Consider the following 21,718-nt stretch of genomic DNA (forward strand, 5'->3'; position numbering starts at 1 on the left):
AATGACGGAACAACAGAATCAATCCGCCGTGGTTGAAGAGACCAGGGAGGCCGTGGAAAAGACACCACAGCCAGAAAAGAATAATGTAGAAAAGAAAAACGGCGGCAGTAAAACCAGCCTCGCCCTGAGCGCAATAGCCATTGCTATCGCCCTCGCTGCTGGCGTAGGTCTTTACGGCCTCACGAAAACTCAGGCAACCCGTCAGAGCGAAACCAGCGCCGAGCTATCCAGCCAGATCGCCACGCTGCAAAAGGCGCAGGAAAGCCAAAAAAGCGAACTCGAAGGCATCATTAAACAGCAGACCGACCAGTTGACGGAAGCAAAGCATCAGCAGGATGCGCTTGCGAAGAAGCTGGATGAAGTGCAGGAAAAAGTTGCGGTCATTTCCGGTAGCGATGCCAAAACCTGGCTACTCGCACAAGCTGATTTTCTGGTGAAGCTGGCCGGGCGTAAGCTGTGGAGCGACCAGGACGTGACGACCGCCGCCGCGCTGCTGAAAAGCGCTGACGCCAGCCTCGCCGATATGAACGACCCAAGCCTGATTAGCGCTCGCCGCGCCATCACCGACGATATCGCTTCGCTTTCCGCCGTGAGTCAGGTGGACTATGACGGCATCATCCTGAAAGTGAACCAGCTTGCCAATCAGATCGATAATTTACGCCTGGCGGACAATAACGATGATGACTCCCCGATGGATTCCGATAGCGATGAGCTATCCAGCTCCATTAAGGAGTGGCGGGTTAACCTGCAAAAAAGCTGGCAGAACTTTATGGACAGCTTTATTACCGTTCGCCGCCGTGACGAAACAGCGGTTCCGTTGCTGGCGCCAAACCAGGATGTCTACCTGCGTGAGAACATTCGCTCACGTCTGCTAGTCGCGGCGCAGGCAGTTCCGCGCCATCAGGAAGAGACTTACAAGCAAGCGCTGGATAACGTCTCCACCTGGGTTCGCGCCTACTACGATACTGACGATGCCACTACCAAAGCCTTCCTTGAGGATGTGGATAAACTCAGTCAGCAAAGTATCACCATGAACGTACCTGACAGCCTGCAGAGCCAGGCGCTGCTTGAGAAACTCATGCAGACCCGAGTGCGTAATCTGATGGCGCAACCGGCTGAAACACAGACCAGCGCTCCGGCGCCTGCTGTTCCTGCGCCTGTAGCCCCCGCGCCAGCAACTGCGCCACAAGGAGAGTAACGCATGTTGAAAATTCTCTTACTCTTCGCGCTGCTGATTGCCGGGATCGTTGTCGGCCCGATGATCGCCGGTCATCAAGGCTACGTTCTGATCCAGACCGATAACTACAACATTGAAACCAGCGTCACCGGATTAGCGATCATCATGATCCTCACTATGGTGGTGCTGTTTGCCATTGAATGGCTGCTGCGGCGCATTTTCCGTACCGGCGCGCATACTCGCGGCTGGTTCGTGGGCCGCAAGCGCCGTCGCGCTCGTAAGCAGACCGAGCAGGCGCTGCTGAAGCTGGCGGAAGGCGACTATCAGCAGGTTGAGAAGCTGATGGCGAAAAATGCCGATCACGCGGAGCAGCCAGTGGTGAATTACCTGCTGGCGGCGGAAGCGGCCCAGCAGCGTGGTGATGAAGCCCGCGCTAACCAGCATCTGGAGCGCGCGACCGAACTGGCCGGTGACGATCTGATCCCGGTCGAAATCACTCGCGTACGCCTGCAGCTGGCGCGTAATGAAAACCATGCTGCCCGCCACGGTATCGATAAGCTGCTGGAGATCACTCCGCGCCATCCGGAGGTTCTGCGCCTTGCCGAGCAGGCCTATATCCGTACCGGGGCCTGGAATTCACTGCTGGATATCATCCCATCAATGGCGAAAGCCAACGTCAGCGATGAAGAGCATCGCGCTGAGCTGGAACAGCTGGCGTGGATTGGACTGATGGATAAAGCGCTGGCCGACGGCGGCAGCGAAGGGTTGCGTGACTGGTGGAAAAACCAAAGCCGTAAAACTCGTAGCCACGTGGCGCTACAGGTGGCCATGGCAAATCGCCTTATCGAAAGCGACGACCATGATACCGCCCAGCAGATTATTATTGATGGTCTGAAAAAGCACTACGACGACCGTCTGGTGCTGCCGATTCCGCGGCTGAAAACCAATAATCCAGAGCAATTGGAGAAGGTGCTGCGCCAGCAACTCAAAACGGTCGGTGACCGCCCGCTGCTGTGGAGCACGCTGGGACAGTCGTTAATGCGTCACGGCGAGTGGCAGGAGGCCAGCATCGCGTTCCGCGCCGCGCTCAAGCAGCGTCCGGATGCGTTTGATTACGCGTGGCTAGCCGATACCCTCGATCGTCTGAATCAACCGGAAGAAGCGGCAACCATGCGCCGTGACGGCCTGCTGTTGACCCTGCAAAACAATCCACAGCAGTAAGCACGATCTTCACTATCGCCTCCACTGGGGGCGATAGCACTCCCCTTCTGCAAATGCTTCATGCTCCCAAATAAAAAAACGCCTGCTCTGAAACCAGGGCAGGCGTTAAAACAGGTCTGTTTGACAACAAATTGGGTGCTTCACTCAACGTAGTGTCCATGGTGTTTGATGAGGCTATATGCTTCATCCTTCACGCTGTCTCTTCGTTGGCTGCACACACTCACCCCTGTCACTTACCTTTGTAAGCTCCTGGGGATTCCCGTGCTGGCCGTCTCGACACATCATGAATGATTTAGCATATAAAATGCGACATCTGTCAGTGGACGATAAGCACCGTAAAACGGCTCTGCATCATTCCTGAGTTTATGAGGCACGAAGGCGAACATAAGAGATGGAATGAGCATCTACCCGTTTATTATCGCACAGGATCTGTAGAAAATGCATCTATCCGTACAAGGAATTGGGAGTATTCTGGGCAATAAATCGCATCACAATTAGCGAGATATTTTTAGCGATATCATGGGGATAAAAGATATTTATGCAGAATCAGAAAACAAAAAACCCCGCCGAAGCGGGGTTCAAAATTGGTCGGCGAGAGAGGATTCGAACCTCCGACCCACTGGTCCCAAACCAGTTGCGCTACCAAGCTGCGCTACTCGCCGATGTACTGCTTTTTTGAATTTTTAGTTCAATTCTTTATAAAGTCGTGGTGCGAGGGGGGGGACTTGAACCCCCACGTCCGTAAGAACACTAACACCTGAAGCTAGCGCGTCTACCAATTCCGCCACCTTCGCAATATCACAACTTTCTAAATAATGGGGTGGCTAATGGGATTCGAACCCACGACAACTGGAATCACAATCCAGGGCTCTACCAACTGAGCTATAGCCACCACTACAAATCTTTTTACGCGGTCTTAAAACCACCGCAGCTCCAGCACCGGGTAAATGGTGCGCCCGACAGGATTCGAACCTGAGACCTCTGCCTCCGGAGGGCAGCGCTCTATCCAGCTGAGCTACGGGCGCTTAGCGCCGTTGCGGGGTCGGATATTACGGACTTCCTACCCCGCTGTCTAGTGCCTTTTTAAAGAAAATTACCGTTTGCTCATGCTTTGTGCATTTTGTCGCTTATTCCGCCACATTATCCACATTTCCGCGTCGACCAAGGCCAAAAACCTTATAAATGAGCGTGACAGCCGCCAGGAAAATAATCCCGACGAAGAGCGACATGCGGGTATCGTCGTTAAAACCCATGCCTACCAGCACGCAAATCAGGAACGCCATCGTTAAATAGTTAGCCCACGGGAACAGCAGCGAGCGGAAAGGATGGCTGGTCATTGCTTCTTTGTGTACAAGACGAAAACGCAGCTGGCTAATCAGAATCACAAACCACGGCACCATGCCCGGTAGTACGCTGGCGCTGTAGACGTAGACGAAAACCCGTTGTGGATTGGGGATAATGTAGTTCAGGCACGAACCAATCAGTAGAATCAGGATCGACAGGGCCACGCCAACCGACGGCACGCCGTTGCGCGAGACTTTGGCGATCGCCGCAGGAAGCTGACGGTTTCTTGCCAACGCGTAGAGCATACGTCCGCAGCTGTACATTCCGCTGTTACAACCGGAAAGTGCCGCCGTCAGCACCACAAAGTTAATAATGCCCGCCGCCGCAGTAATGCCTATTTTGGCAAAGGTCAGGACGAACGGGCTGCCGTTGGAGCCAATCTGATCCCACGGGAAAATAGTGACGATAACGAAAATCGCCCCCACATAGAAAATCAGGATTCGCCACAGCACTTTACCCACCGCGCTGCGCAGAGTGACCTGCGGGTTCTTCGCTTCACCGGCGGTGATACCGATAAGCTCAACGCCCTGATAGGACGCGACGACAATACACAGCGCCGTCAGGAAGCCTTTCCAACCGCCAGCAAAAAAGCCGCCATGCTCGGTCAGGTTACCAAAGCCAATGGAGTGTCCGCCGTTGCCAAAGCCAAAGAAAATAACGCCCAATCCAACCACGATCATCACGATAATGGTGGTGACTTTGATCATTGCAAACCAAAATTCAATTTCACCATATAGCCGTACCGCCGCCAGGTTTGCCAGCGCCACCAGCCCGACCGCAATCAGCGCCGGTATCCACTGCGCCATATCCGGGAACCAGAACTGCACATAGACCCCGATAGCCGTGATCTCCGATATCCCGACCGCCATCCACATAAACCAGTAGGACCAGGCGGTCAGATAGCCGAAAAACGGGCTCATATAGCGATGTGCGTAAACGGCGAATGAGCCGGTTACCGGTTCGAGGAACAGCATTTCACCCATCGAACGCATGATAAAGAAGACAAAAAGCCCTGCGATAATATACGCCAACAGGACCGACGGACCGGCCCACTTCAGCGTACTTGCCGCTCCCATAAATAAACCCACGCCAATCGTGCCGCCAAGGGCGATTAGCTCAATATGTCGCGCCTCCAGTCCCCGCTGAAGTTCCGCTTTTTTCTCAGTCATATAGCCTCTTGTGTTTGCCCTGCTCCGGGTTTATTGCACCTCAAATGAAGGTGTATATATCCCGGTTATTTTTATGAATAAATAAAATGGAAAACCCTGCCTGCGCGACGGCAAAACCTGCCCGTCGCGTTTTAAGCATGCGAATGGTTAATGAATTTTACGGAAATGGCAAATAAAGTATCAGGCAGATGAATACATTACACAGAATATCCAGGTAAACCCGCCTGTTCGTAGTGGAATGTCAAAGCTTATCGGTGTAATACCAGCGTAAATAGCGCAGCAGACGCGCCTGCCTTTTTATCCGGCTCGGCTGCGACACCAGGCGATAAAACCACTCCAGCCCAAGGTCCTGCCAGAATTTCGGCGCCCGCTGAACGTGGCCGGTAAAGACATCGTAGGTCCCTCCCACGCCCATATACAGCGCCTGCGGATAAACTTTTCGGCAATCGCGCATCAGGATCTCCTGACGCGGCGAGCCCATCGCCACGGTGACAATCTTCGCCCCGCTATCGCGAATGCGCTCAAACAGCGCCTGACGCTGGTCAGCAGCGAAATAGCCGTCCTGGCTACCAACAATATTCACGTTCCAGCGCTGGCGAAGCTGTTGCTCCGTTTGCGCCAGCACCCCGGGCTTACCGCCAATCAGAAATACCGGCGTTCCCTGAGCGCCAGCACGCTCCATCAGCGCTTCCCATAAATCAGCCCCGGCGACGCGCGACACCTGCGCTTGAGGATATTTTTTACGTAATGAGCGCACCACGCTGATGCCATCGGCATATTTAAACTCCGCGGCTTCAATCAGCGCCCGAACCTCGGGGTTGTCTTCTACCGCCAGCATCTTCTCTGCATTAATTGCCACCAGCGTCCCCGTGCGGATCTCGCCTTCGGCATAGAGATAATCCAGAGCATGTTGCATATCGCGCCAACCAATGAGTTGCAACCCTCTCAGCAGGTACAACGGCGCGGATGTAGTCCCAGTCATGTACACCCTTATCAGACTTGAGGTTGCGTCAGCGGTTTAGCCCGCTTGTGAATCAGTCCCACGCTATCCAGGAACCAGTAGAGCAGTTTCGCCGCCAGCAAGCAGATCCCAAAGATGACGAGGAAAAACACCACGCGGGAGCCGAATGAATCCAGCCCTTCGCGCGCCAACACGATCATATTGAAGATAGCGCCGAAACAAAAACTGTGCAGGATCGCCGCTTTATAGCGGTTCGTCTCCCTGTTGCCCAGCTCGTACAGCCAGTCAAACCATTTAATGATTAGCCCAACCGCCACCGCACCCAGCGGTACGAACCAGACGCCGCCCATCACCACCAGTGAGCCAATCAGGGTCGGCGAAATCGCCAGGCCAGAATGGTTATTCAGCACTTCCCAGGTGAAATAGTTGGCGGTATTGAGCACCATTGTCGGGCGACCGTGCCATAGCCAGCTGGGAATAAAGACATAGAAATCCCGGATGATTGGCGCCAGCCCCTGGAACTCAATCTTGTCGTAGTTTTGCAGCAGCAGGGCCAGGTTTTCCCACGGCGAGAAGGTATCGCGGGTCAGATAAAGGAAAGTATAAAACGCTTCATCGCCGCTCACGTTCATGCCATAGCGTTTAAGCGCCAGCCAGAACATACCGACGATACCCAGCACGCCCGCCGCCGCCAGCATCCACAGGCTGATCCAGCCGCGAATAATGCCGATGAACAAAAAGATAGCAAAAGCGATGATAATGTTCGCCCGGGTGCCGCCGACGATAGCATAGGTCAGCAGGCCAAAGGCCACGGTGCTGACAAGGAAAAATATCCACGCCTTATAATCCTGACGCAGAAAATAGACCACCAGCATCGCCGGGATGAAGAAGTAGAAAAAGCGCTTGAGCGCCACGCCGGAAACTTCGCTGGAAAAGATCTGGCTATAGGAGTTGAGTCTGAATAACAGGAAGCCGTTGTGCGCAAAGAAAATCCCCACGCAAAGCAGCGCAATACCCAGCAAAATCAACCAGGTCAGGTGAGTTTCCACGCGGTTCATGGTGTACAGCGGGCGATGCTGATGCTCCCGACTCGCTGGGCGCAGTCGCGTTTTATAGGTGACGTAGTAAACCGCATAAAAACAGACCGAAACCAGCAGGGTTTGCAGCAGGATTTCCGGTGGGGCCACCGCCACGTCGAAACGGAACACCAGAATGCTGGTCAACGGGAAACCGAAGAAGAAGGTCAACAGAAACAGCAACGAGAAAAAGACGTTGAAATTAAACCGCACGCGGCGAAATTCAAAGTACGTGGTGGTGGCGATAAATAGCGTCGACAGCAGCCAGACCGCCAGCAGCCCGCTAAATTGCATTAATGTCATGCGTTCACCCCCGCGGCAACCCGCAACGCTCGTCGCCAGCCCGTCAGGTAATTCGGACGGAAGAAGGCAATCTGATTCTTATCCACACCGGCCAGCTGGCGCTGCGCTTTTCGCACCACGGCCGCGTCCAGCGTATCGCTGGTAAAGAGTACCGGAATATGCTGCTCCGACATATCCTGCCAGAAGGGATTCTCCCGGTTCAGAACGCAGGGGATCCCCGCCTGAATCAGCAGGCACAGCGTGCCGATACCCTGCTGGCGGGCAAACAAGAAGTAGCCAAGATCGCAGCGGCGCAATAGCGCAAGGTAGTCATCGAACGCCAGCTTGTCGCTCAGAACCTGAAGATGCTGCGGGCTAAACAGCGCCGCTCCGGCCTCGCGGACCTGGTTGATGTAATCACTATTATTGGCCGGGTAACCCATCGGCACAATCACGTTGACCGTATCACCAAACTGCTGATGAATCGCGCGCAGCGCCGCAATATGTTCATTGCTGCGGTCACCGGAATTCCCCACCAGGATAGTCAGCGTGTCGCCGCGCGGAGCGCTATCAGCAAGGGTATTCAGCGCCGGGTCCATTCGGGTTGGAAAATAGAGCAGTTCACCTGGGACACCCGAATGACGGGCGGAAAACCAGCTTAGATCGCCTCGGGTCGCAAACACGCGCCCTACCCGCCCCTGCGCCATGCGCCGCAGCGGATAAAACAGGCGGAACTTCAGGCTGGAGGAATTCTCATACAGATCCGCCCCCCAGATATGCCAGTTAAACTGCGTCGGGCGGATACCGCCGCTGAGCAACGCCAGCCACAAGCCGGTATTGAACTGACCATGAAAGAAAAAGCGCTGCTGCCGGTTCGCTTTTGCCAGCGCGATAACCGCCTGCGCCAGCGATTTTTTCCCAGGATAACAGCGGATGGAGAGCGCGGGATAGGCTTCGCGAATTCCTGTCGCATCACCGACGACCATAAAAGTACGAGCCTGCTCGTCATCGACGGCCAGCTCATCATTAAAGAACCGCAGAACGGTCTGGTTGTGGTGTGGGATATCCGATCCCAGTACATGTATTAGTGCTGTCATGCCCGTTTACGCCAAAGTAAAAACACGCCGCTACAGAGGGCGAAATAAACAATATAAGTAGCCATATACGCCTGCGCCGCGCCGATTGCGCCGTGCGCCGGAATAAGCCAGTGCGAAAATGCGGTCAACAGCGTGAACTGGCTGATTTCCGTCAGGATATAAAACCGCAGCGAGGCTTTGGCGATCACCAGATAGCCGTAAACATACGCCCCGACCTTCAGCACATCGCCCACAAGCTGCCAGGCGAAGAGATCGCGCATCGCCGTAAAGCGGTCGGAAAAAAGTAGCCAGATGGCGAAATCGCGCAGCAACCACACGGTTAAACTCGCTGCCGCCACCGCCGGAAGGACAAATTTCAGCGATTTGCCAATCTCACGGGTGATGTCCGCTTTGGCGGTCAGGCGAGAGAGCGTAGGCAGCAGGTACACGCTAAACGAAGCGGTAATAAACTGCAAATAGGCGTCGGAAATGCTGCTGACGCCTTGCCAGATCCCCACTGCTTCCCAGCCATAATGGGCCGCCAGCAGGTTACGCATCATCACGTAGGCGACCGGCAGCGTCACCGAGGTGATCAGCGCCATCAGGGTAAACTTCGACAGCTGACCCGCCAGGCCGTTATCCCAACGCGGACGCAGGGCGCTCAGCGGAATATTGCCGCGTCGCCACAGCACAATCGCGGCCGGAACCACCACCAGCGCAGGCACCAGCGCCAGACCGAGCAATGCCCCCTGATAGCCGCCGAAACGATAGCAGGCATAGTATGCCGCCACGCCAATCAGGCTCCCGGCGATCAGCGACAGCGCATTGCCCGCCGCATCGCGAAAACCTTTCATCAACGCTAACAGGAAGTTCGCCCAGGCAATACCCATCTGCACCAGCGCCACCAGGCGAACCAGATTCTGGTAATGCTGATGCCCAAACAGCCCCTGGCTTATCGGCGCTGCCGCCAGCAGGAATATCAGCGCCAGTAGGGTTGAGAAACCCAGAACCATCGCTGAAGAAGTGCCGACGACCTTGTTCAGTTGCTGACGATCGTCATGATGTTGGGCCACCAGCTTAGTGACGCCGTTAAAAATCCCGGCCCCCGCCAGTACGCCAAGTACGGTCACCAGTTGGCGGAAATTACCCGCCTGGCCCACTCCGGCAGGGCCGAACGACACCGCCAGCAGTTTAACCACCAACAGACCGGCACCAATCTTGACCAGCGTGGACGCCGCAGTCCACAGAGAAGCTTTAGCCAGCGACATATCAGGAGAAATAGCTCAGCAGCGAGTTAATCACCGTACGCTGGTTTACGTTCGACAGATTGTAAAATAACGGCAGGCGCAGCAGACGTTCGCTCTCCTGGGTGGTGTAACGATCCGTACCGTGGAATTCACCAAAGTTCTCCCCCGCCGGGCAGCTGTGCAGCGGGATATAGTGGAATACCGCCAGAATCTCCGCCTCTTTCAGCCAGGCTATCAGCTTGCTGCGATCGTCAATATCGCGCAGCTTGATATAGAACATATGCGCATTGTGTCCACAGTCGGCCGGAATCACAGGCAGGTCGATACGCCCGGCGCGCGCCAGCGGCAGCAGGGCATCGTAGTAGTTCTGCCATAATGCCAGGCGCTGCTGGTTAATTCGTTCTGCCGCTTCCAGCTGCGCCCACAGGTAGGCCGCCTGCAAATCAGACATCAGGTAGCTGGAACCAATATCGCGCCAGGTGTATTTATCCACCAGGCCACGGAAAAACTGGCTGCGGTTGGTGCCTTTTTCGCGAATGATCTCGGCGCGCTCCACCAGTTTGCTGTCGTTAATCAGCGTCGCGCCGCCTTCGCCGCCCGCGGTGTAGTTTTTGGTTTCATGGAAGCTGAAGCAGCCAATATGACCGATGGTGCCGAGCGCCCGGCCTTTGTACGTTGACATCACGCCCTGCGCGGCATCTTCCACCACAAACAGATTATGCTTGCTGGCAATGGCCATAATGGTGTCCATCTCGCAGGCCACGCCCGCATAATGGACCGGCACAATCGCGCGGGTTTTCTCGGTGATGGCCGTTTCAATCAGCGTTTCATCGATATTCATCGTATCGCGACGAATGTCGACGAAGACAATTTTCGCGCCGCGCAGCACAAAGGCGTTCGCGGTGGAGACGAAGGTATAGCTTGGCATTATCACTTCATCGCCCGGCTGGATATCCAGCAACAGCGCCGCCATTTCCAGTGACGCGGTACACGATGGCGTCAGCAGCGCTTTCGCCGTTCCAAAACGCTGTTCCATCCACTGCTGGCAGCGACGGGTAAAGCCGCCATCGCCGCACAGCTTGCCGCTACCCATTGCGGACTGCATATAATCAAGCTCGGTTCCCACCACCGGCGGCGCGTTAAATGGAATCATCATGTCACCTGTATAACCAGTACGCGGTGCTTTCCACATTCGCACCGCTAAGAATGTAACGTTTAAGCGCGGCGGTGTTGCCCATCTGGGTCGCCACCCGCAGTATCGTCAGCCCGCGCAGCGCGGCCCAATGTTGCGCCGCCTGCATTAATTCAGTTCCAGCGCCTCGCCCGGCCAACAGGCCAATCCTCGCCTCACGTTCGTTAAGCTGTCGAAGAGAGACAAACGCGCGGATATCGCCATCAGTCGCGCGAAAGATCAGGCACTGATGATCGAAGGTCCCTCGTACCGCATTTTCAATCCACTGAGCGTAGAAACGACCGCTGGCATCTGCGGCGTACCAGGGGGCGCGGAAACGGCTCTGGGCAAAGGCCAGCGCCGCCAGCTGGCGCAGTCGGGGAATATCCGCCTCGGTCGCCGGCTCGGCGCCAGTATCATCAGAAGCTGTAAGCGAAAGCGCAAGGTCAACCTCACCTTCCACCAGCCGGAAGCCTAATGCCTGTAACGCATCCAGACGGGCGGTATCATCTGCCGCCACTTTCGCCTGTACCCGCGACCATCCAGCCAGCGCCTGCGCCGTCAGCAGCGGCGCATCATCGCCAAAGCGCACGATGGCGCTATTGACGCCAAAGAAGCGGTTTTCCCACTCCAGAGGCTCAATACTGGCGCGGGCGGGCACGGAGCAGATCCAGTAAGTATTGGCCGTAGCCGGTTTTTTCCAGCCGTTTCGCCGCGCGCTTCACGCCGTCGTCGTCCAGCCAGCCGTTGCGCCAGGCGATCTCCTCGAGGCAGGCAATCTTGAAACCCTGACGCTTTTCCACCGTCTGCACAAACATGCTGGCTTCAATCAGGCTATCGTGCGTGCCGGTATCCAGCCAGGCAAAGCCTCGGCCAAGAAGCTCTACCGTCAGTGCGCCATCGTCAAGGTACATTTGATTGATGGAGGTAATTTCCAGCTCACCGCGCTCCGAGGGCTTAACCCGTTTCGCGTATTCCGCCACTTTACCGTCGTAGAAATAGAGGCCGGTCACCGCCCAGTTGGATTTGGGCCGTTTTGGCTTCTCTTCCAGCGAAATCGCGCGGAAATCGTCATCAAACTCCACCACGCCAAAACGTTCCGGGTCCATCACCTGATAGCCAAACACCGTTGCCCCGCTCGTGCGGGCCGCTACGCTACGCAGCTTCGGGCTAAAACCCTGACCGAAAAAGATGTTGTCGCCCAGCACCAGGCATGAGGGTTCGCCGTTGAGGAACTCCTCGCCGATGATAAACGCCTGCGCCAGCCCGTCCGGGCTTGGCTGGACGGCATAGTTTAACTGCACGCCAAACTCTGAGCCATCGCCCAGCAGGCGCTGGAAATCGCGCTGGTCGTCCGGCGTGGTGATAATCAACACTTCGCGGATCCCGGCCAGCATCAGCACCGAGAGCGGGTAGTAGATCATCGGCTTGTCATAGATGGGTAGCAGCTGCTTTGAGACGCCGCGCGTGATCGGATGCAGGCGTGTACCAGAGCCGCCTGCCAGAATAATACCTTTCATTTTACCCCCTCAAGCGCTCAGGCTTGCAGCCCCAGGCGTTCACCTTGATAACTGCCGTCCAGCACCTGCTGCCACCAGGATTCATTGGCCAGGTACCACTGAACGGTTTTGCGCATCCCGCTGGTAAACGTTTCGTCCGGCGTCCAGCCCAGCTCACGTTCAATTTTCGCCGCGTCAATGGCGTAGCGCAGGTCGTGTCCGGGACGGTCGGTAACAAAAGTAATAAGATCGCGATAATGCGCCAGACCGTCCGGTTTGCACGGCGCCAGCTCTTCCAGCAGATCGCAAATCGTTTCCACGACCTCAATATTCTTACGCTCGTTATGGCCGCCGATATTGTAAGTTTCGCCCGGCTCCCCGCTCGTTGCCACCCGATAGAGCGCCCTGGCGTGATCTTCAACGTACAGCCAGTCACGGATCTGTTGACCATTGCCGTAAACCGGCAGAGGTTTGCCCGCCAGCGCGTTGAGGATGGTCAGCGGAATGAGTTTTTCCGGGAAATGATACGGTCCGTAGTTATTCGAGCAGTTGGTGACCAGCGTCGGCAGGCCGTAGGTACGCTGCCAGGCGCGTACCAGATGATCGCTACTGGCTTTAGAGGCGGAATAAGGGCTGCTTGGCGCATAAGGCGTAGTTTCGGTAAAAAAATCGCCGCTATCATGCAAGTCGCCGTAGACCTCATCCGTTGAAATGTGATGAAAGCGAAAGGCCGATTTTGGATCATCCTTGAGCCCATTCCAGTAAGCCCGCGTCGCTTCCAGCAGCGTATAAGTGCCGACAATATTGGTTTCAATAAACGCCGCTGGACCATCGATTGAGCGGTCAACGTGGCTTTCGGCAGCCAGGTGCATCACGATATCCGGCTGATGATGGCTAAATACGCGATCCAGCTCCGCGCGATCGCAGATATCCACCTGCTCAAAGGCAAAGCGAGCATCCTGAGCAACAGGAGCCAGCGACATCAGATTCCCGGCGTAGGTTAGTTTATCAACCACGACCACATTATCGGCGGTCTCAGTGATAATTTCACGTACCACCGCCGAACCGATAAACCCGGCTCCGCCGGTGACCAGAATCGTTCTCACCGCCAGACCCCTTTGGTATCAACGATAAACTGCTGGCTAACGCTATCGCCGCTAATGGCTTTAAATTCATTATGATCGACCAACATCACCAGCACATCGGCGTTTGCCAGCGCCTCGTCCAGCGACGCCAGAGCGCACAAGCCGTCGAGCTTTTTCGGCAACTGATGAATATTCGGCTCAACAACCAGAGTTTCGCCGCCGTGCCAGCGGGCGATTTGCGCAGCAATGGCCATCGCCGGACTTTCGCGCAGGTCATCAATATTGGGCTTAAACGCGAGGCCAAAGCAGGCAATTTTCAGCTCGCTGGCACGTTTGTTGCTGACCGCGAGGCAGTCGGCGACCCGCGTTTTGACCTGATCGATAACCCATTCCGGCTTATGGTCGTTAACTTCACGCGCGGTGCGGATAAGACGCGCCTGCTGCGGGTTTTGTGCGACGATAAACCACGGGTCGACCGCGATACAGTGGCCGCCCACACCCGGACCAGGCTGCAGGATATTGACGCGCGGGTGGCGGTTTGCCAGGCGAATCAGTTCCCAGACGTTGATCCCCTGATCGGCGCAAATTAGCGAAAGTTCGTTAGCAAAAGCGATATTAACGTCGCGGAAACTGTTTTCCGTCAACTTGCACATCTCGGCGGTGCGCGAGTTGGTCACCACGCATTCGCCTTCAAGGAAAATTTTATACAGCTCGCTGGCGCGGGCGGAGCAAACCGGGGACATTCCACCGATCACGCGGTCGTTTTTAATCAGCTCAACCATGACCTGTCCCGGTAAAACACGTTCAGGACAGTAGGCGATATTGACGTCTGCCGCTTCGCCGACCTGCTGCGGGAAGCTCAGATCAGGGCGCATTTCCGCCAGCCAGCCCGCCATCTGCTCGGTTGAACCGACAGGCGAAGTGGACTCGAGGATAACCAGCGAGCCTTTCTTCAACGTCGGCGCAATAGATTTCGCCGCTGACTCGACAAAAACCATATCCGGCTCATGCAGGTCTTTAAACGGCGTCGGCACCGCAATCAGGTAAGCATCAGCTTCCACCGGCGCGGTGGTGGCGCTCAGATAGCCCTGCTCGACCGCCGTTTTGACGACGCTCGCCAGATCCGGCTCCACGATATGAATTTCACCACGGTTAATGGTCTCCACGGCGTGTTGATTAATATCAACGCCGACCACCCGCTTTTGCCGGGAGGCGAACGCGGCAGCGGTTGGCAGGCCAATATATCCAAGGCCAATCACTGAAATGGTAGAAAAGCTCATAGCGTTACCTGATTATTTTTAAGGGCAGACAAAATACGATGACACGCTTGTCCATCGCCATACGGGTTATGCGCCCGACTCATGGCCTGATACGCGGACTCATCTTGCAGCAGGCGCGTGACTTCATTAACGATACGCTGGCTGTCGGTACCTACCAGGCATACGGTGCCAGCGCTAACCGCTTCCGGACGCTCGGTCATTTCGCGCATCACCAGCACCGGCTTCCCGAGCGAAGGCGCTTCTTCCTGGATGCCGCCGGAGTCAGTCAGAATCAGCCACGCGCGATTCATCAGCCAGACGAACGGCAGATAATCCTGCGGCTCAATCAGTATGACGTTATCAACATGGCCAAGAATACGGTTAACCGGCTCGCTGACGTTCGGGTTCAGATGCACCGGATAGACAATCTGCACATCGGGATTGTTGGCAGCGATTTCCGCCAGCGCCTGGCAGATTTGCTCAAAGCCACGACCAAAGCTCTCCCGACGATGCCCGGTGACCAGAATCATCTTCTTGCCGTTGGCAAGGAACGGATAACGCTGGGTAAGTTCGTTGCGTAAGGATTCATCACTCAACGCCCGATCGCGCACCCAGAACAGCGCATCAATCACCGTGTTGCCGGTTATCGTAATTCGACCGTCAGCAATGTTTTCCCGCAGCAGGTTTTGCCGCGAAGTTTCCGTCGGCGCAAAATGGTACGTCGCCAGATGCCCGGTCAACGTCCGGTTGCCCTCTTCTGGCCACGGCGAACTCAGATCGCCAGTGCGCAGCCCGGCTTCCACGTGGCCTACCGGAATGCGCTGGTAGAAAGCAGCCAGACTCGCCGCCATCGTCGTCGTGGTATCGCCATGCACCAAAACCACGTCTGGCTTAAACGACTCCAGCACCGGCTTTAAGCCCTCCAGAATGCGACAGGTAATCTCCGTTAACCCCTGGCCCGGCTGCATAATGTTAAGGTCGTAGTCCGGAACAATAGAAAAAAGTTTCAACACCTGATCGAGCATCTCCCGATGCTGCGCGGTCACGCAAACTTTTGCCTCAAAATGAGGATCCTTTGCCAGCGCATGAACCAAAGGCGCCATTTTGATGGCTTCTGGTCTCGTGCCAAATACCGTTAGTACTTTCACATCGATTCTCTTCGATTAGGTGATGAAGGCTAAATGTCCTTCACCACAGGCCGCATTCACTGGACACGGCGACGCGATAACGCAACGCCTGCGCCGATGAGCGCGCCCACAATCCCCCACATCACCATCAGAAACGCGCGGCGCGGGCTATCGCGTTTTACCGGTTCCTCAGGCGTTCGCAAATACCTGTAAGTCTGAAAACGCGGGTCGAGGGTCGGCCCAACGTTCAACGTCGTTAGCATGGCGCGGCTCTGATCATAATCCAGGTCGTATTCCGGCCCTACAGCCTGTAGATTTTCCAGTCGAGCCTGCAGCATCGGCCGACCCAGCAAAAACAGTTCAGAATCAGGTAACTGCTCAGGTGGCACATCAGTTTCGCTGCGGGAGATGTTGTGCTGCTGCGCGACCTTCAGCGCCTGCTCCACGCTATGGGTGCGGCGATTAAAAATCTCGCGCGCCACCTCTTCCTGACGCTTCACCTGCGCTTTCATCTGCACGGTACGCGCGGCCCAGGCACCCTTTAGTTCATCGTTCAAATGTCCCGCCGCACGCTGGCTGGCGAAAGCGACATACTGGCGCAGCAGATTATTCGCATCCTGGGCGGTTTCAGCCGTCAGCTTCACGCTATCGTTCACGCTTTTTAGCGCATCGCCCGGCATAAACTGGATATCGTTAATCAGGTCATCCAGCAGGGCCGCGTCGGCGCGAGCGTTACCCGACTGACGCTGTTTGTAGTAGTCCGTTTGCAGCCAGAAGTCGCGGCGGGTATCCCATGACGCCTGCTGCATGATGAACTCTTTATACGCCTCATCCATTACTGAAGGTTGATCGACCGAAGCGAGATTGGCCTTGATATCGAGATTGCGTAAGAACTGCTGCTGCGAATAGTAGCCCCCCAGCATGTTCACCGTTGGCCGGTCGGTAATCGCCGTCGCGCTCCACTCCTGGCGCGCAAAAAAGGTATAAACCAGAACAATTAGCGCAAAGAGCACCGCGATACCCACTATCCAGCTTTTTCCTGCCCATAAGGCGCGAAACAGCCCGCGAATATCCAGTTCATTCTCAACGTTCACTGCTCGTGCTCCCGGTAATGGTTGAGTCATCACGTCCCCAGATTTACTTGGTTAATTTGGATTATTGCCGCCGTGTCGCCGTATTCTGCGTCTAATGCGCTTAACCAGGCGCGCCACTTTCCAGGCGCGTTTAATGCAGTAGCCATAAAGAAAGAAGGCTAACAAAAAGAGTATTAACATCACCCATTCAGGAACAATACGGGTGTATTCCGCCACCACGCCCACCAGCGCCAGCAGCGCGGCGGCCAGGGTGATCAGAACGAACGCCTGGCGGGAAGTAAACCCGGCACGCATGATCAGATGATGAATATGCTGACGGTCCGGGGAGAACGGACTCATCCCTTTACGCAGGCGACGGTACATAATCGCCACCATATCCATCAATGGGATCGCAATAATCCACAGCGCGGTCACTGGGCTAATGGGATGCGTTTTACCCTGCGTAGTCTCCAGCAGGACCCAGATGATAGTGAAGCCAATCATGGTGCTGCCCGCATCACCCATAAAGACTTTATAGCGACGACCAAGCGCACCGAGGTTAAGTAAAATATAGGGCAAAATAGCGGCGATCATGGCGAAACACCACATCGCCAGGCTGTACTGACCATCAAACCACAGGATGATGCCCGTCGCCGCGAAAGAAACCGAGGAGAGACCGCCAAGCAGCCCATCAATACCATCAACCATGTTGAAGGCGTTAATCGCTGCCCAAACGGCAAAAAGCGTGAGGAAGAAGCCAAAGGGGCCAAGCACCAGCTCCCAAGAGCCAAAAATATAGCCCAGGCTACTCAGGTGGAGATGGCCAACCGTCATCATGATGACGGCAATGGCGGCCTGAATCACCGCGCGAATTTTTACGCTGATATCAAAGCGGTCGTCGAGCGCGCCGACCAGCACAAGCACCCCGGCACACGCGAGGTATAGCTTCGCATGGGGGATATAATAATCTGCGATAGCAAACGTAAAACATATCCCTGCATACACTGAGATACCACCGACTAACGGAATCAAACCCTGATGCCGTTTGCGATAGTTTGGTTTATCCACCAGCCCAACTTTTTGTGCTGCCTTACGAGCAACAAATATAAAAAGGGTAGTGAATAAGAAAATACTGATTAATTCAGTAATAGCAGTGAGTAAATTCACAACGCATGTGCTCTCAGCATAGTTAATCCGGGAAGTATAACGACGATGTCTCAACTCCTGAAGGGGTAAAGCAGAACATTACAAATTTATTGTAGAAATTTTAGACTGTTAAAGCACTCTCTGCCTGGCACCGTGCTGCGCACATCATACGTTAATACCCGCATTGTTTTCCCTCCCTGGATCATACAAACCCGGAAAACAAAACGCCACGCAATAGCGTGGCGTTCTCTGGCTTTTTTTAAATTACGAGCGCTTCATCATGTCGAAGAAGTCATCGTTAGTTTTAGTCATCGCCAGTTTATTGATGAGGAATTCCATCGCATCGATTTCACCCATCGGATGGATGATTTTACGCAGGATCCACATCTTCTGCAGCTCTTCCTGAGTAGTGAGCAGCTCTTCTTTACGGGTACCAGAACGGTTGTAGTCGATAGCCGGGAAGACGCGTTTTTCTGCAATCTTACGGGAGAGGTGCAGCTCCATGTTACCGGTGCCTTTAAACTCTTCGTAGATAACTTCGTCCATTTTAGAACCGGTATCGATCAGCGCCGTTGCGATGATGGTCAGGCTACCGCCCTCTTCAACGTTACGTGCGGCACCAAAGAAACGCTTCGGACGATGCAGGGCGTTGGCGTCCACACCACCGGTCAGAACTTTACCGGAAGCCGGTACCACGGTGTTATAAGCACGCGCCAGACGGGTAATGGAGTCGAGCAGGATGATAACGTCTTTCTTATGTTCAACCAGACGTTTCGCCTTCTCGATAACCATCTCAGCGACCTGAACGTGGCGGGATGCCGGTTCGTCAAAGGTCGAAGCAACCACTTCGCCTTTCACCAGACGCTGCATCTCGGTCACTTCTTCCGGACGTTCGTCAATCAGCAGTACCATCAGTACGCAATCAGGGTGGTTGTACGCAATGCTCTGCGCGATGTTCTGCAGCAGCATGGTTTTACCCGCTTTCGGCGGTGCAACTATCAGACCACGCTGGCCGCGACCAATCGGCGATGCCAGATCCAGGACGCGGGCGGTTAAGTCTTCCGTTGAGCCGTTACCACGTTCCATACGCAGACGTGAGTTTGCGTGCAGAGGGGTTAAGTTCTCAAACAGAATCTTGTTACGCGCATTTTCCGGTTTGTCGTAGTTAACTTCGTTAACTTTCAACAACGCAAAGTAACGCTCACCCTCTTTAGGAGGACGAATCTTACCGGAAATGGTGTCACCAGTGCGGAGGTTGAAACGGCGGATTTGGCTGGGGGATACGTAGATGTCGTCGGGACCGGCGAGGTAGGAGCTGTCTGCTGAACGGAGGAAACCAAATCCATCCTGCAGTATCTCCAGTACGCCATCGCCAAAGATATCCTCGCCACTCTTCGAATGCTGCTTGAGGATGGCAAAAATAATATCCTGCTTACGCATACGGGCCAGGTTTTCTAGCCCCATATTTTCGCCGAGAGTAATCAGCTCAGAAACCGGCGTATTCTTTAATTCGGTAAGATTCATAATGGTGTGGGTTCTTAAACTCGGGGTAATTCTCGAACTTAATGTTGTGAATGGTATGGCAGGAACATCCATGCCTGTTAACGGCCTTCATCTCGTGTCTGTACGTTGCCTGGTCACAGGAAAGAACGCAGAACTGAAACGACTAAACGGAATGAGTGATAAGCCCGGATTATAAGCCTCACGCGCATTTTTGCGGGACGCTTTGGGTAAAACAAGATTCAAACAAAAAGGTATGTTTAAAACGAAGTCTGGAATTAACTTAGCACGACTCTAGCCGGGCGTCCAGAGATCCACAAAAAATAGGAGTCCGGACGCCGGGGTAACAAGCCGCTTACGCCAGGTTGGCGTCGAGGAACTCTTTCAGCTGGCCTTTGGACAGCGCGCCGACTTTGGTCGCTGCAACTTCGCCGTTTTTGAACAGCAGCAGAGTCGGGATGCCGCGAATGCCATATTTAGGCGCAGTACCTGGGTTCTGATCGATGTTCAGTTTCGCAATGGTCAGTTTGCCCTGATACTCTTCAGCGATCTCATCCAGAATCGGGGCGATCATTTTGCACGGACCACACCACTCTGCCCAGAAATCGACGAGGGTTAGCCCGTCAGCCTTGAGTACGTCCGTGTCAAAACTGTCGTCAGTCAGGTGAATAATTTTATCGCTCATATTTAACTCCACAGGAATAAGCCTGGTGTGTTGGTGTCGCAGTCATCAACGACGTGTTGATGCTACGTTATGCACGCTGTTCTTCAGAATACCTCTTTTAACTACCTGCGTCACAATGTCCATCATGGACTTCGCCCCACAAAAGTTAAAGCAGCCAGCGTTCAAATCGGCTTATCGCAGATTTGTCACCCTCGCCTCGCTTAGTAGTCTAAGCTTTCGAGGATTCGTTCAGTTGCCGCAGACGCACCTTGAATAATTTCATGCATAGCCAACGAAAGGTTGACGTTATTTCACCGGATACGCTTTCTTAATGCAATAGTTAGCTGATATTCTACCACACTATGAGCAAAACACATTTAACAGAACAGAAGTTTTCCGACTTCGCCCTGCACCCGGCAGTTATCGAAGCCCTTGAAAAGAAAGGGTTTCACAATTGCACACCCATTCAGGCACTCGCCCTCCCGCTGACGCTGGAAGGTCGTGATGTCGCCGGGCAGGCGCAAACCGGTACCGGTAAAACGATGGCGTTTCTGACGTCAACGTTTCATTATCTTCTCACACACCCGGCCGTCGCTGACCGCCAGGTCAATCAGCCGCGTGCGCTGATCATGGCTCCTACGCGTGAACTGGCGGTACAGATTCATGCTGACGCTGAACCGCTGGCGCAGGCTACCGGTCTGAAGCTGGGCCTGGCTTACGGCGGCGACGGCTACGATAAACAGCTGAAAGTGCTGGAAAGCGGCGTCGACATTCTGATCGGCACCACCGGTCGCCTGATCGACTACGCCAAACAGAACCATATCAACCTGGGCGCGATTCAGGTGGTGGTACTGGATGAAGCCGATCGGATGTACGATCTCGGCTTTATTAAAGATATTCGTTGGCTGTTCCGTCGTATGCCTCCAGCGAATCAGCGCCTGAACATGCTGTTCTCCGCCACACTTTCTTACCGCGTACGTGAACTGGCGTTCGAACAAATGAACAACGCCGAGTATGTCGAAGTCGAGCCAGAGCAGAAAACGGGCCACCGTATTAAAGAAGAGCTGTTCTACCCTTCCAACGAAGAAAAAATGCGCCTGCTGCAGACGCTGCTGGAAGAAGAGTGGCCGGATCGCGCCATTATCTTCGCCAACACCAAACATCGTTGTGAAGATATCTGGGGTCACCTGGCGGCGGACGGCCATCGCGTTGGTCTGTTGACCGGCGATGTCGCACAGAAAAAACGCCTGCGCATTCTCGACGAATTCACTCGCGGCGATATCGATATTCTGGTCGCCACCGACGTTGCCGCCCGCGGCCTGCATATTCCGGCCGTGACTCACGTCTTTAACTACGACCTGCCGGACGATTGTGAAGATTACGTTCATCGTATTGGCCGTACCGGTCGCGCTGGCGCCAGCGGTCACTCTATCAGCCTGGCCTGTGAAGAGTACGCGCTGAACCTGCCCGCTATCGAAACCTATATTGGTCATTCGATTCCGGTCAGCAAATACAATGCAGACGCACTGATGACTGAACTGCCAAGACCGCTACGCCTCACGCGTGCGCGCCCAGGCAACGGCCCGCGTCGTAACGGCCCGCCACGTAATCGTCGTCGTTCAGGTTAAAGCAATATGCCAT

The 21,718-nt window shown here is 54.8% G+C and carries 18 protein-coding genes and 4 tRNA genes; 3 read left to right on the forward strand and 19 right to left on the reverse strand.

Going from position 1 to position 21,718, the window contains the following annotated elements; translation table 11 throughout:
* Position 1: 1 nt before the first annotated feature.
* Both hemX and hemY read left to right on the forward strand, forming a co-directional pair.
* Positions 2 to 1,198: a uroporphyrinogen-III C-methyltransferase gene (gene hemX, locus FN082_RS11360; protein WP_139537368.1), complete on the forward strand. Its 1,197-nt coding sequence runs from the start codon at positions 2 to 4 to the stop codon at positions 1,196 to 1,198.
* Positions 1,199 to 1,201: 3 nt separating this feature from the next.
* Positions 1,202 to 2,398, forward strand: coding sequence for a protoheme IX biogenesis protein HemY (hemY, locus tag FN082_RS11365; protein ID WP_142981594.1), 1,197 nt, complete (start codon positions 1,202 to 1,204; stop codon positions 2,396 to 2,398).
* Between the two features lie 585 nt (positions 2,399 to 2,983).
* On the opposite strand, the gene FN082_RS11370 is transcribed toward hemY, so the two are convergent.
* From FN082_RS11370 to trxA, 19 genes are all read right to left on the reverse strand, one after another.
* Positions 2,984 to 3,060: transfer RNA gene (locus tag FN082_RS11370), tRNA-Pro, on the reverse strand.
* Positions 3,061 to 3,105: 45 nt separating this feature from the next.
* Positions 3,106 to 3,192: transfer RNA gene (locus tag FN082_RS11375), tRNA-Leu, on the reverse strand.
* A gap of 22 nt (positions 3,193 to 3,214) precedes the next feature.
* Positions 3,215 to 3,290, reverse strand: a tRNA-His gene (locus tag FN082_RS11380).
* Positions 3,291 to 3,346: 56 nt separating this feature from the next.
* Positions 3,347 to 3,423: transfer RNA gene (locus FN082_RS11385), tRNA-Arg, on the reverse strand.
* Positions 3,424 to 3,525: 102 nt separating this feature from the next.
* Positions 3,526 to 4,911, reverse strand: coding sequence for a bifunctional threonine/serine APC transporter ThrP (gene thrP, locus FN082_RS11390; RefSeq protein ID WP_139537366.1), 1,386 nt, complete (start codon positions 4,909 to 4,911; stop codon positions 3,526 to 3,528).
* 241 nt (positions 4,912 to 5,152) lie between these two features.
* Positions 5,153 to 5,893, reverse strand: a complete 741-nt coding sequence (gene wecG / locus FN082_RS11395) for a lipopolysaccharide N-acetylmannosaminouronosyltransferase (protein ID WP_142981595.1) — start codon at positions 5,891 to 5,893, stop codon at positions 5,153 to 5,155.
* An 11-nt stretch (positions 5,894 to 5,904) separates the two neighbouring features.
* Positions 5,905 to 7,251, reverse strand: coding sequence for an ECA oligosaccharide polymerase (wzyE, locus tag FN082_RS11400; protein ID WP_139537364.1), 1,347 nt, complete (start codon positions 7,249 to 7,251; stop codon positions 5,905 to 5,907).
* Positions 7,248 to 8,327, reverse strand: coding sequence for a TDP-N-acetylfucosamine:lipid II N-acetylfucosaminyltransferase (locus FN082_RS11405; protein ID WP_142981596.1), 1,080 nt, complete (start codon positions 8,325 to 8,327; stop codon positions 7,248 to 7,250). The genes wzyE and FN082_RS11405 overlap by 4 nt, the downstream gene beginning before the upstream one ends.
* Positions 8,324 to 9,574: a lipid III flippase WzxE gene (gene wzxE, locus FN082_RS11410; protein ID WP_139537362.1), complete on the reverse strand. Its 1,251-nt coding sequence runs from the start codon at positions 9,572 to 9,574 to the stop codon at positions 8,324 to 8,326. The genes FN082_RS11405 and wzxE overlap by 4 nt, the downstream gene beginning before the upstream one ends.
* Before the next feature lies 1 nt (position 9,575).
* Positions 9,576 to 10,706: a dTDP-4-amino-4,6-dideoxygalactose transaminase gene (gene rffA, locus FN082_RS11415; protein WP_139537428.1), complete on the reverse strand. Its 1,131-nt coding sequence runs from the start codon at positions 10,704 to 10,706 to the stop codon at positions 9,576 to 9,578.
* Positions 10,707 to 10,710: 4 nt separating this feature from the next.
* The gene (gene rffC, locus FN082_RS11420; RefSeq protein WP_139537361.1) at positions 10,711 to 11,385 is read right to left on the reverse strand and encodes a dTDP-4-amino-4,6-dideoxy-D-galactose acyltransferase; all 675 of its coding nucleotides are present in this window, start codon (positions 11,383 to 11,385) and stop codon (positions 10,711 to 10,713) included.
* The gene (gene rfbA, locus FN082_RS11425) at positions 11,363 to 12,244 is read right to left on the reverse strand and encodes a glucose-1-phosphate thymidylyltransferase RfbA (RefSeq protein ID WP_139537360.1); all 882 of its coding nucleotides are present in this window, start codon (positions 12,242 to 12,244) and stop codon (positions 11,363 to 11,365) included. The genes rffC and rfbA overlap by 23 nt, the downstream gene beginning before the upstream one ends.
* A gap of 17 nt (positions 12,245 to 12,261) precedes the next feature.
* The gene (rffG, locus tag FN082_RS11430) at positions 12,262 to 13,329 is read right to left on the reverse strand and encodes a dTDP-glucose 4,6-dehydratase (RefSeq protein WP_142465195.1); all 1,068 of its coding nucleotides are present in this window, start codon (positions 13,327 to 13,329) and stop codon (positions 12,262 to 12,264) included.
* A complete protein-coding gene (wecC, locus tag FN082_RS11435; protein ID WP_139537358.1) occupies positions 13,326 to 14,588 on the reverse strand; it encodes a UDP-N-acetyl-D-mannosamine dehydrogenase in 1,263 nt (420 codons plus the stop codon). The genes rffG and wecC overlap by 4 nt, the downstream gene beginning before the upstream one ends.
* Entirely contained in the window at positions 14,585 to 15,715 is a 1,131-nt protein-coding gene (wecB, locus tag FN082_RS11440; protein ID WP_139537357.1) for a non-hydrolyzing UDP-N-acetylglucosamine 2-epimerase, read from the reverse strand. Before wecB ends, wecC begins: the two co-directional genes overlap by 4 nt.
* Before the next feature lie 56 nt (positions 15,716 to 15,771).
* Positions 15,772 to 16,818 (reverse strand): ECA polysaccharide chain length modulation protein, encoded by a 1,047-nt coding sequence (wzzE, locus tag FN082_RS11445; RefSeq protein ID WP_139537356.1) that lies wholly within the window; start codon positions 16,816 to 16,818, stop codon positions 15,772 to 15,774.
* A gap of 21 nt (positions 16,819 to 16,839) precedes the next feature.
* Positions 16,840 to 17,934 carry a UDP-N-acetylglucosamine--undecaprenyl-phosphate N-acetylglucosaminephosphotransferase gene (gene wecA / locus FN082_RS11450; protein ID WP_139537355.1) on the reverse strand — a complete coding sequence of 365 codons (1,095 nt, stop codon included), beginning with the start codon at positions 17,932 to 17,934 and terminating at the stop codon, positions 16,840 to 16,842.
* 243 nt (positions 17,935 to 18,177) lie between these two features.
* Positions 18,178 to 19,437: a transcription termination factor Rho gene (gene rho / locus FN082_RS11455; RefSeq protein WP_002883293.1), complete on the reverse strand. Its 1,260-nt coding sequence runs from the start codon at positions 19,435 to 19,437 to the stop codon at positions 18,178 to 18,180.
* 331 nt (positions 19,438 to 19,768) lie between these two features.
* Entirely contained in the window at positions 19,769 to 20,098 is a 330-nt protein-coding gene (gene trxA / locus FN082_RS11460) for a thioredoxin TrxA (protein ID WP_004097507.1), read from the reverse strand.
* Between the two features lie 341 nt (positions 20,099 to 20,439).
* On the opposite strand from trxA, the gene rhlB reads away from it, so the two are divergent.
* Complete coding sequence (gene rhlB / locus FN082_RS11465) at positions 20,440 to 21,705, forward strand: ATP-dependent RNA helicase RhlB (protein ID WP_139537354.1); 1,266 nt, start codon at positions 20,440 to 20,442, stop codon at positions 21,703 to 21,705.
* Positions 21,706 to 21,718 lie beyond the last annotated feature (13 nt).

Origin of the sequence: Klebsiella spallanzanii, from assembly GCF_902158555.1 — a bacterium.
Classification (GTDB): domain Bacteria; phylum Pseudomonadota; class Gammaproteobacteria; order Enterobacterales; family Enterobacteriaceae; genus Klebsiella; species Klebsiella spallanzanii.

What these genes read in the sequence shown, in the direction of transcription:
- wzzE (WP_139537356.1), bottom strand. Translation starts at nt 16,818, where the DNA reads ATGACTCAACCATTACCGGGAGCACGAGCAGTGAACGTTGAGAATGAA.
- hemX (WP_139537368.1), top strand. Translation starts at nt 2, where the DNA reads ATGACGGAACAACAGAATCAATCCGCCGTGGTTGAAGAGACCAGGGAG.
- thrP (WP_139537366.1), bottom strand. Translation starts at nt 4,911, where the DNA reads ATGACTGAGAAAAAAGCGGAACTTCAGCGGGGACTGGAGGCGCGACAT.
- rfbA (WP_139537360.1), bottom strand. Translation starts at nt 12,244, where the DNA reads ATGAAAGGTATTATTCTGGCAGGCGGCTCTGGTACACGCCTGCATCCG.
- rho (WP_002883293.1), bottom strand. Translation starts at nt 19,437, where the DNA reads ATGAATCTTACCGAATTAAAGAATACGCCGGTTTCTGAGCTGATTACT.
- wzyE (WP_139537364.1), bottom strand. Translation starts at nt 7,251, where the DNA reads ATGACATTAATGCAATTTAGCGGGCTGCTGGCGGTCTGGCTGCTGTCG.
- wecG (WP_142981595.1), bottom strand. Translation starts at nt 5,893, where the DNA reads ATGACTGGGACTACATCCGCGCCGTTGTACCTGCTGAGAGGGTTGCAA.
- FN082_RS11405 (WP_142981596.1), bottom strand. Translation starts at nt 8,327, where the DNA reads ATGACAGCACTAATACATGTACTGGGATCGGATATCCCACACCACAAC.
- trxA (WP_004097507.1), bottom strand. Translation starts at nt 20,098, where the DNA reads ATGAGCGATAAAATTATTCACCTGACTGACGACAGTTTTGACACGGAC.
- rffA (WP_139537428.1), bottom strand. Translation starts at nt 10,706, where the DNA reads ATGATTCCATTTAACGCGCCGCCGGTGGTGGGAACCGAGCTTGATTAT.
- rhlB (WP_139537354.1), top strand. Translation starts at nt 20,440, where the DNA reads ATGAGCAAAACACATTTAACAGAACAGAAGTTTTCCGACTTCGCCCTG.
- wecC (WP_139537358.1), bottom strand. Translation starts at nt 14,588, where the DNA reads ATGAGCTTTTCTACCATTTCAGTGATTGGCCTTGGATATATTGGCCTG.
- hemY (WP_142981594.1), top strand. Translation starts at nt 1,202, where the DNA reads ATGTTGAAAATTCTCTTACTCTTCGCGCTGCTGATTGCCGGGATCGTT.
- wzxE (WP_139537362.1), bottom strand. Translation starts at nt 9,574, where the DNA reads ATGTCGCTGGCTAAAGCTTCTCTGTGGACTGCGGCGTCCACGCTGGTC.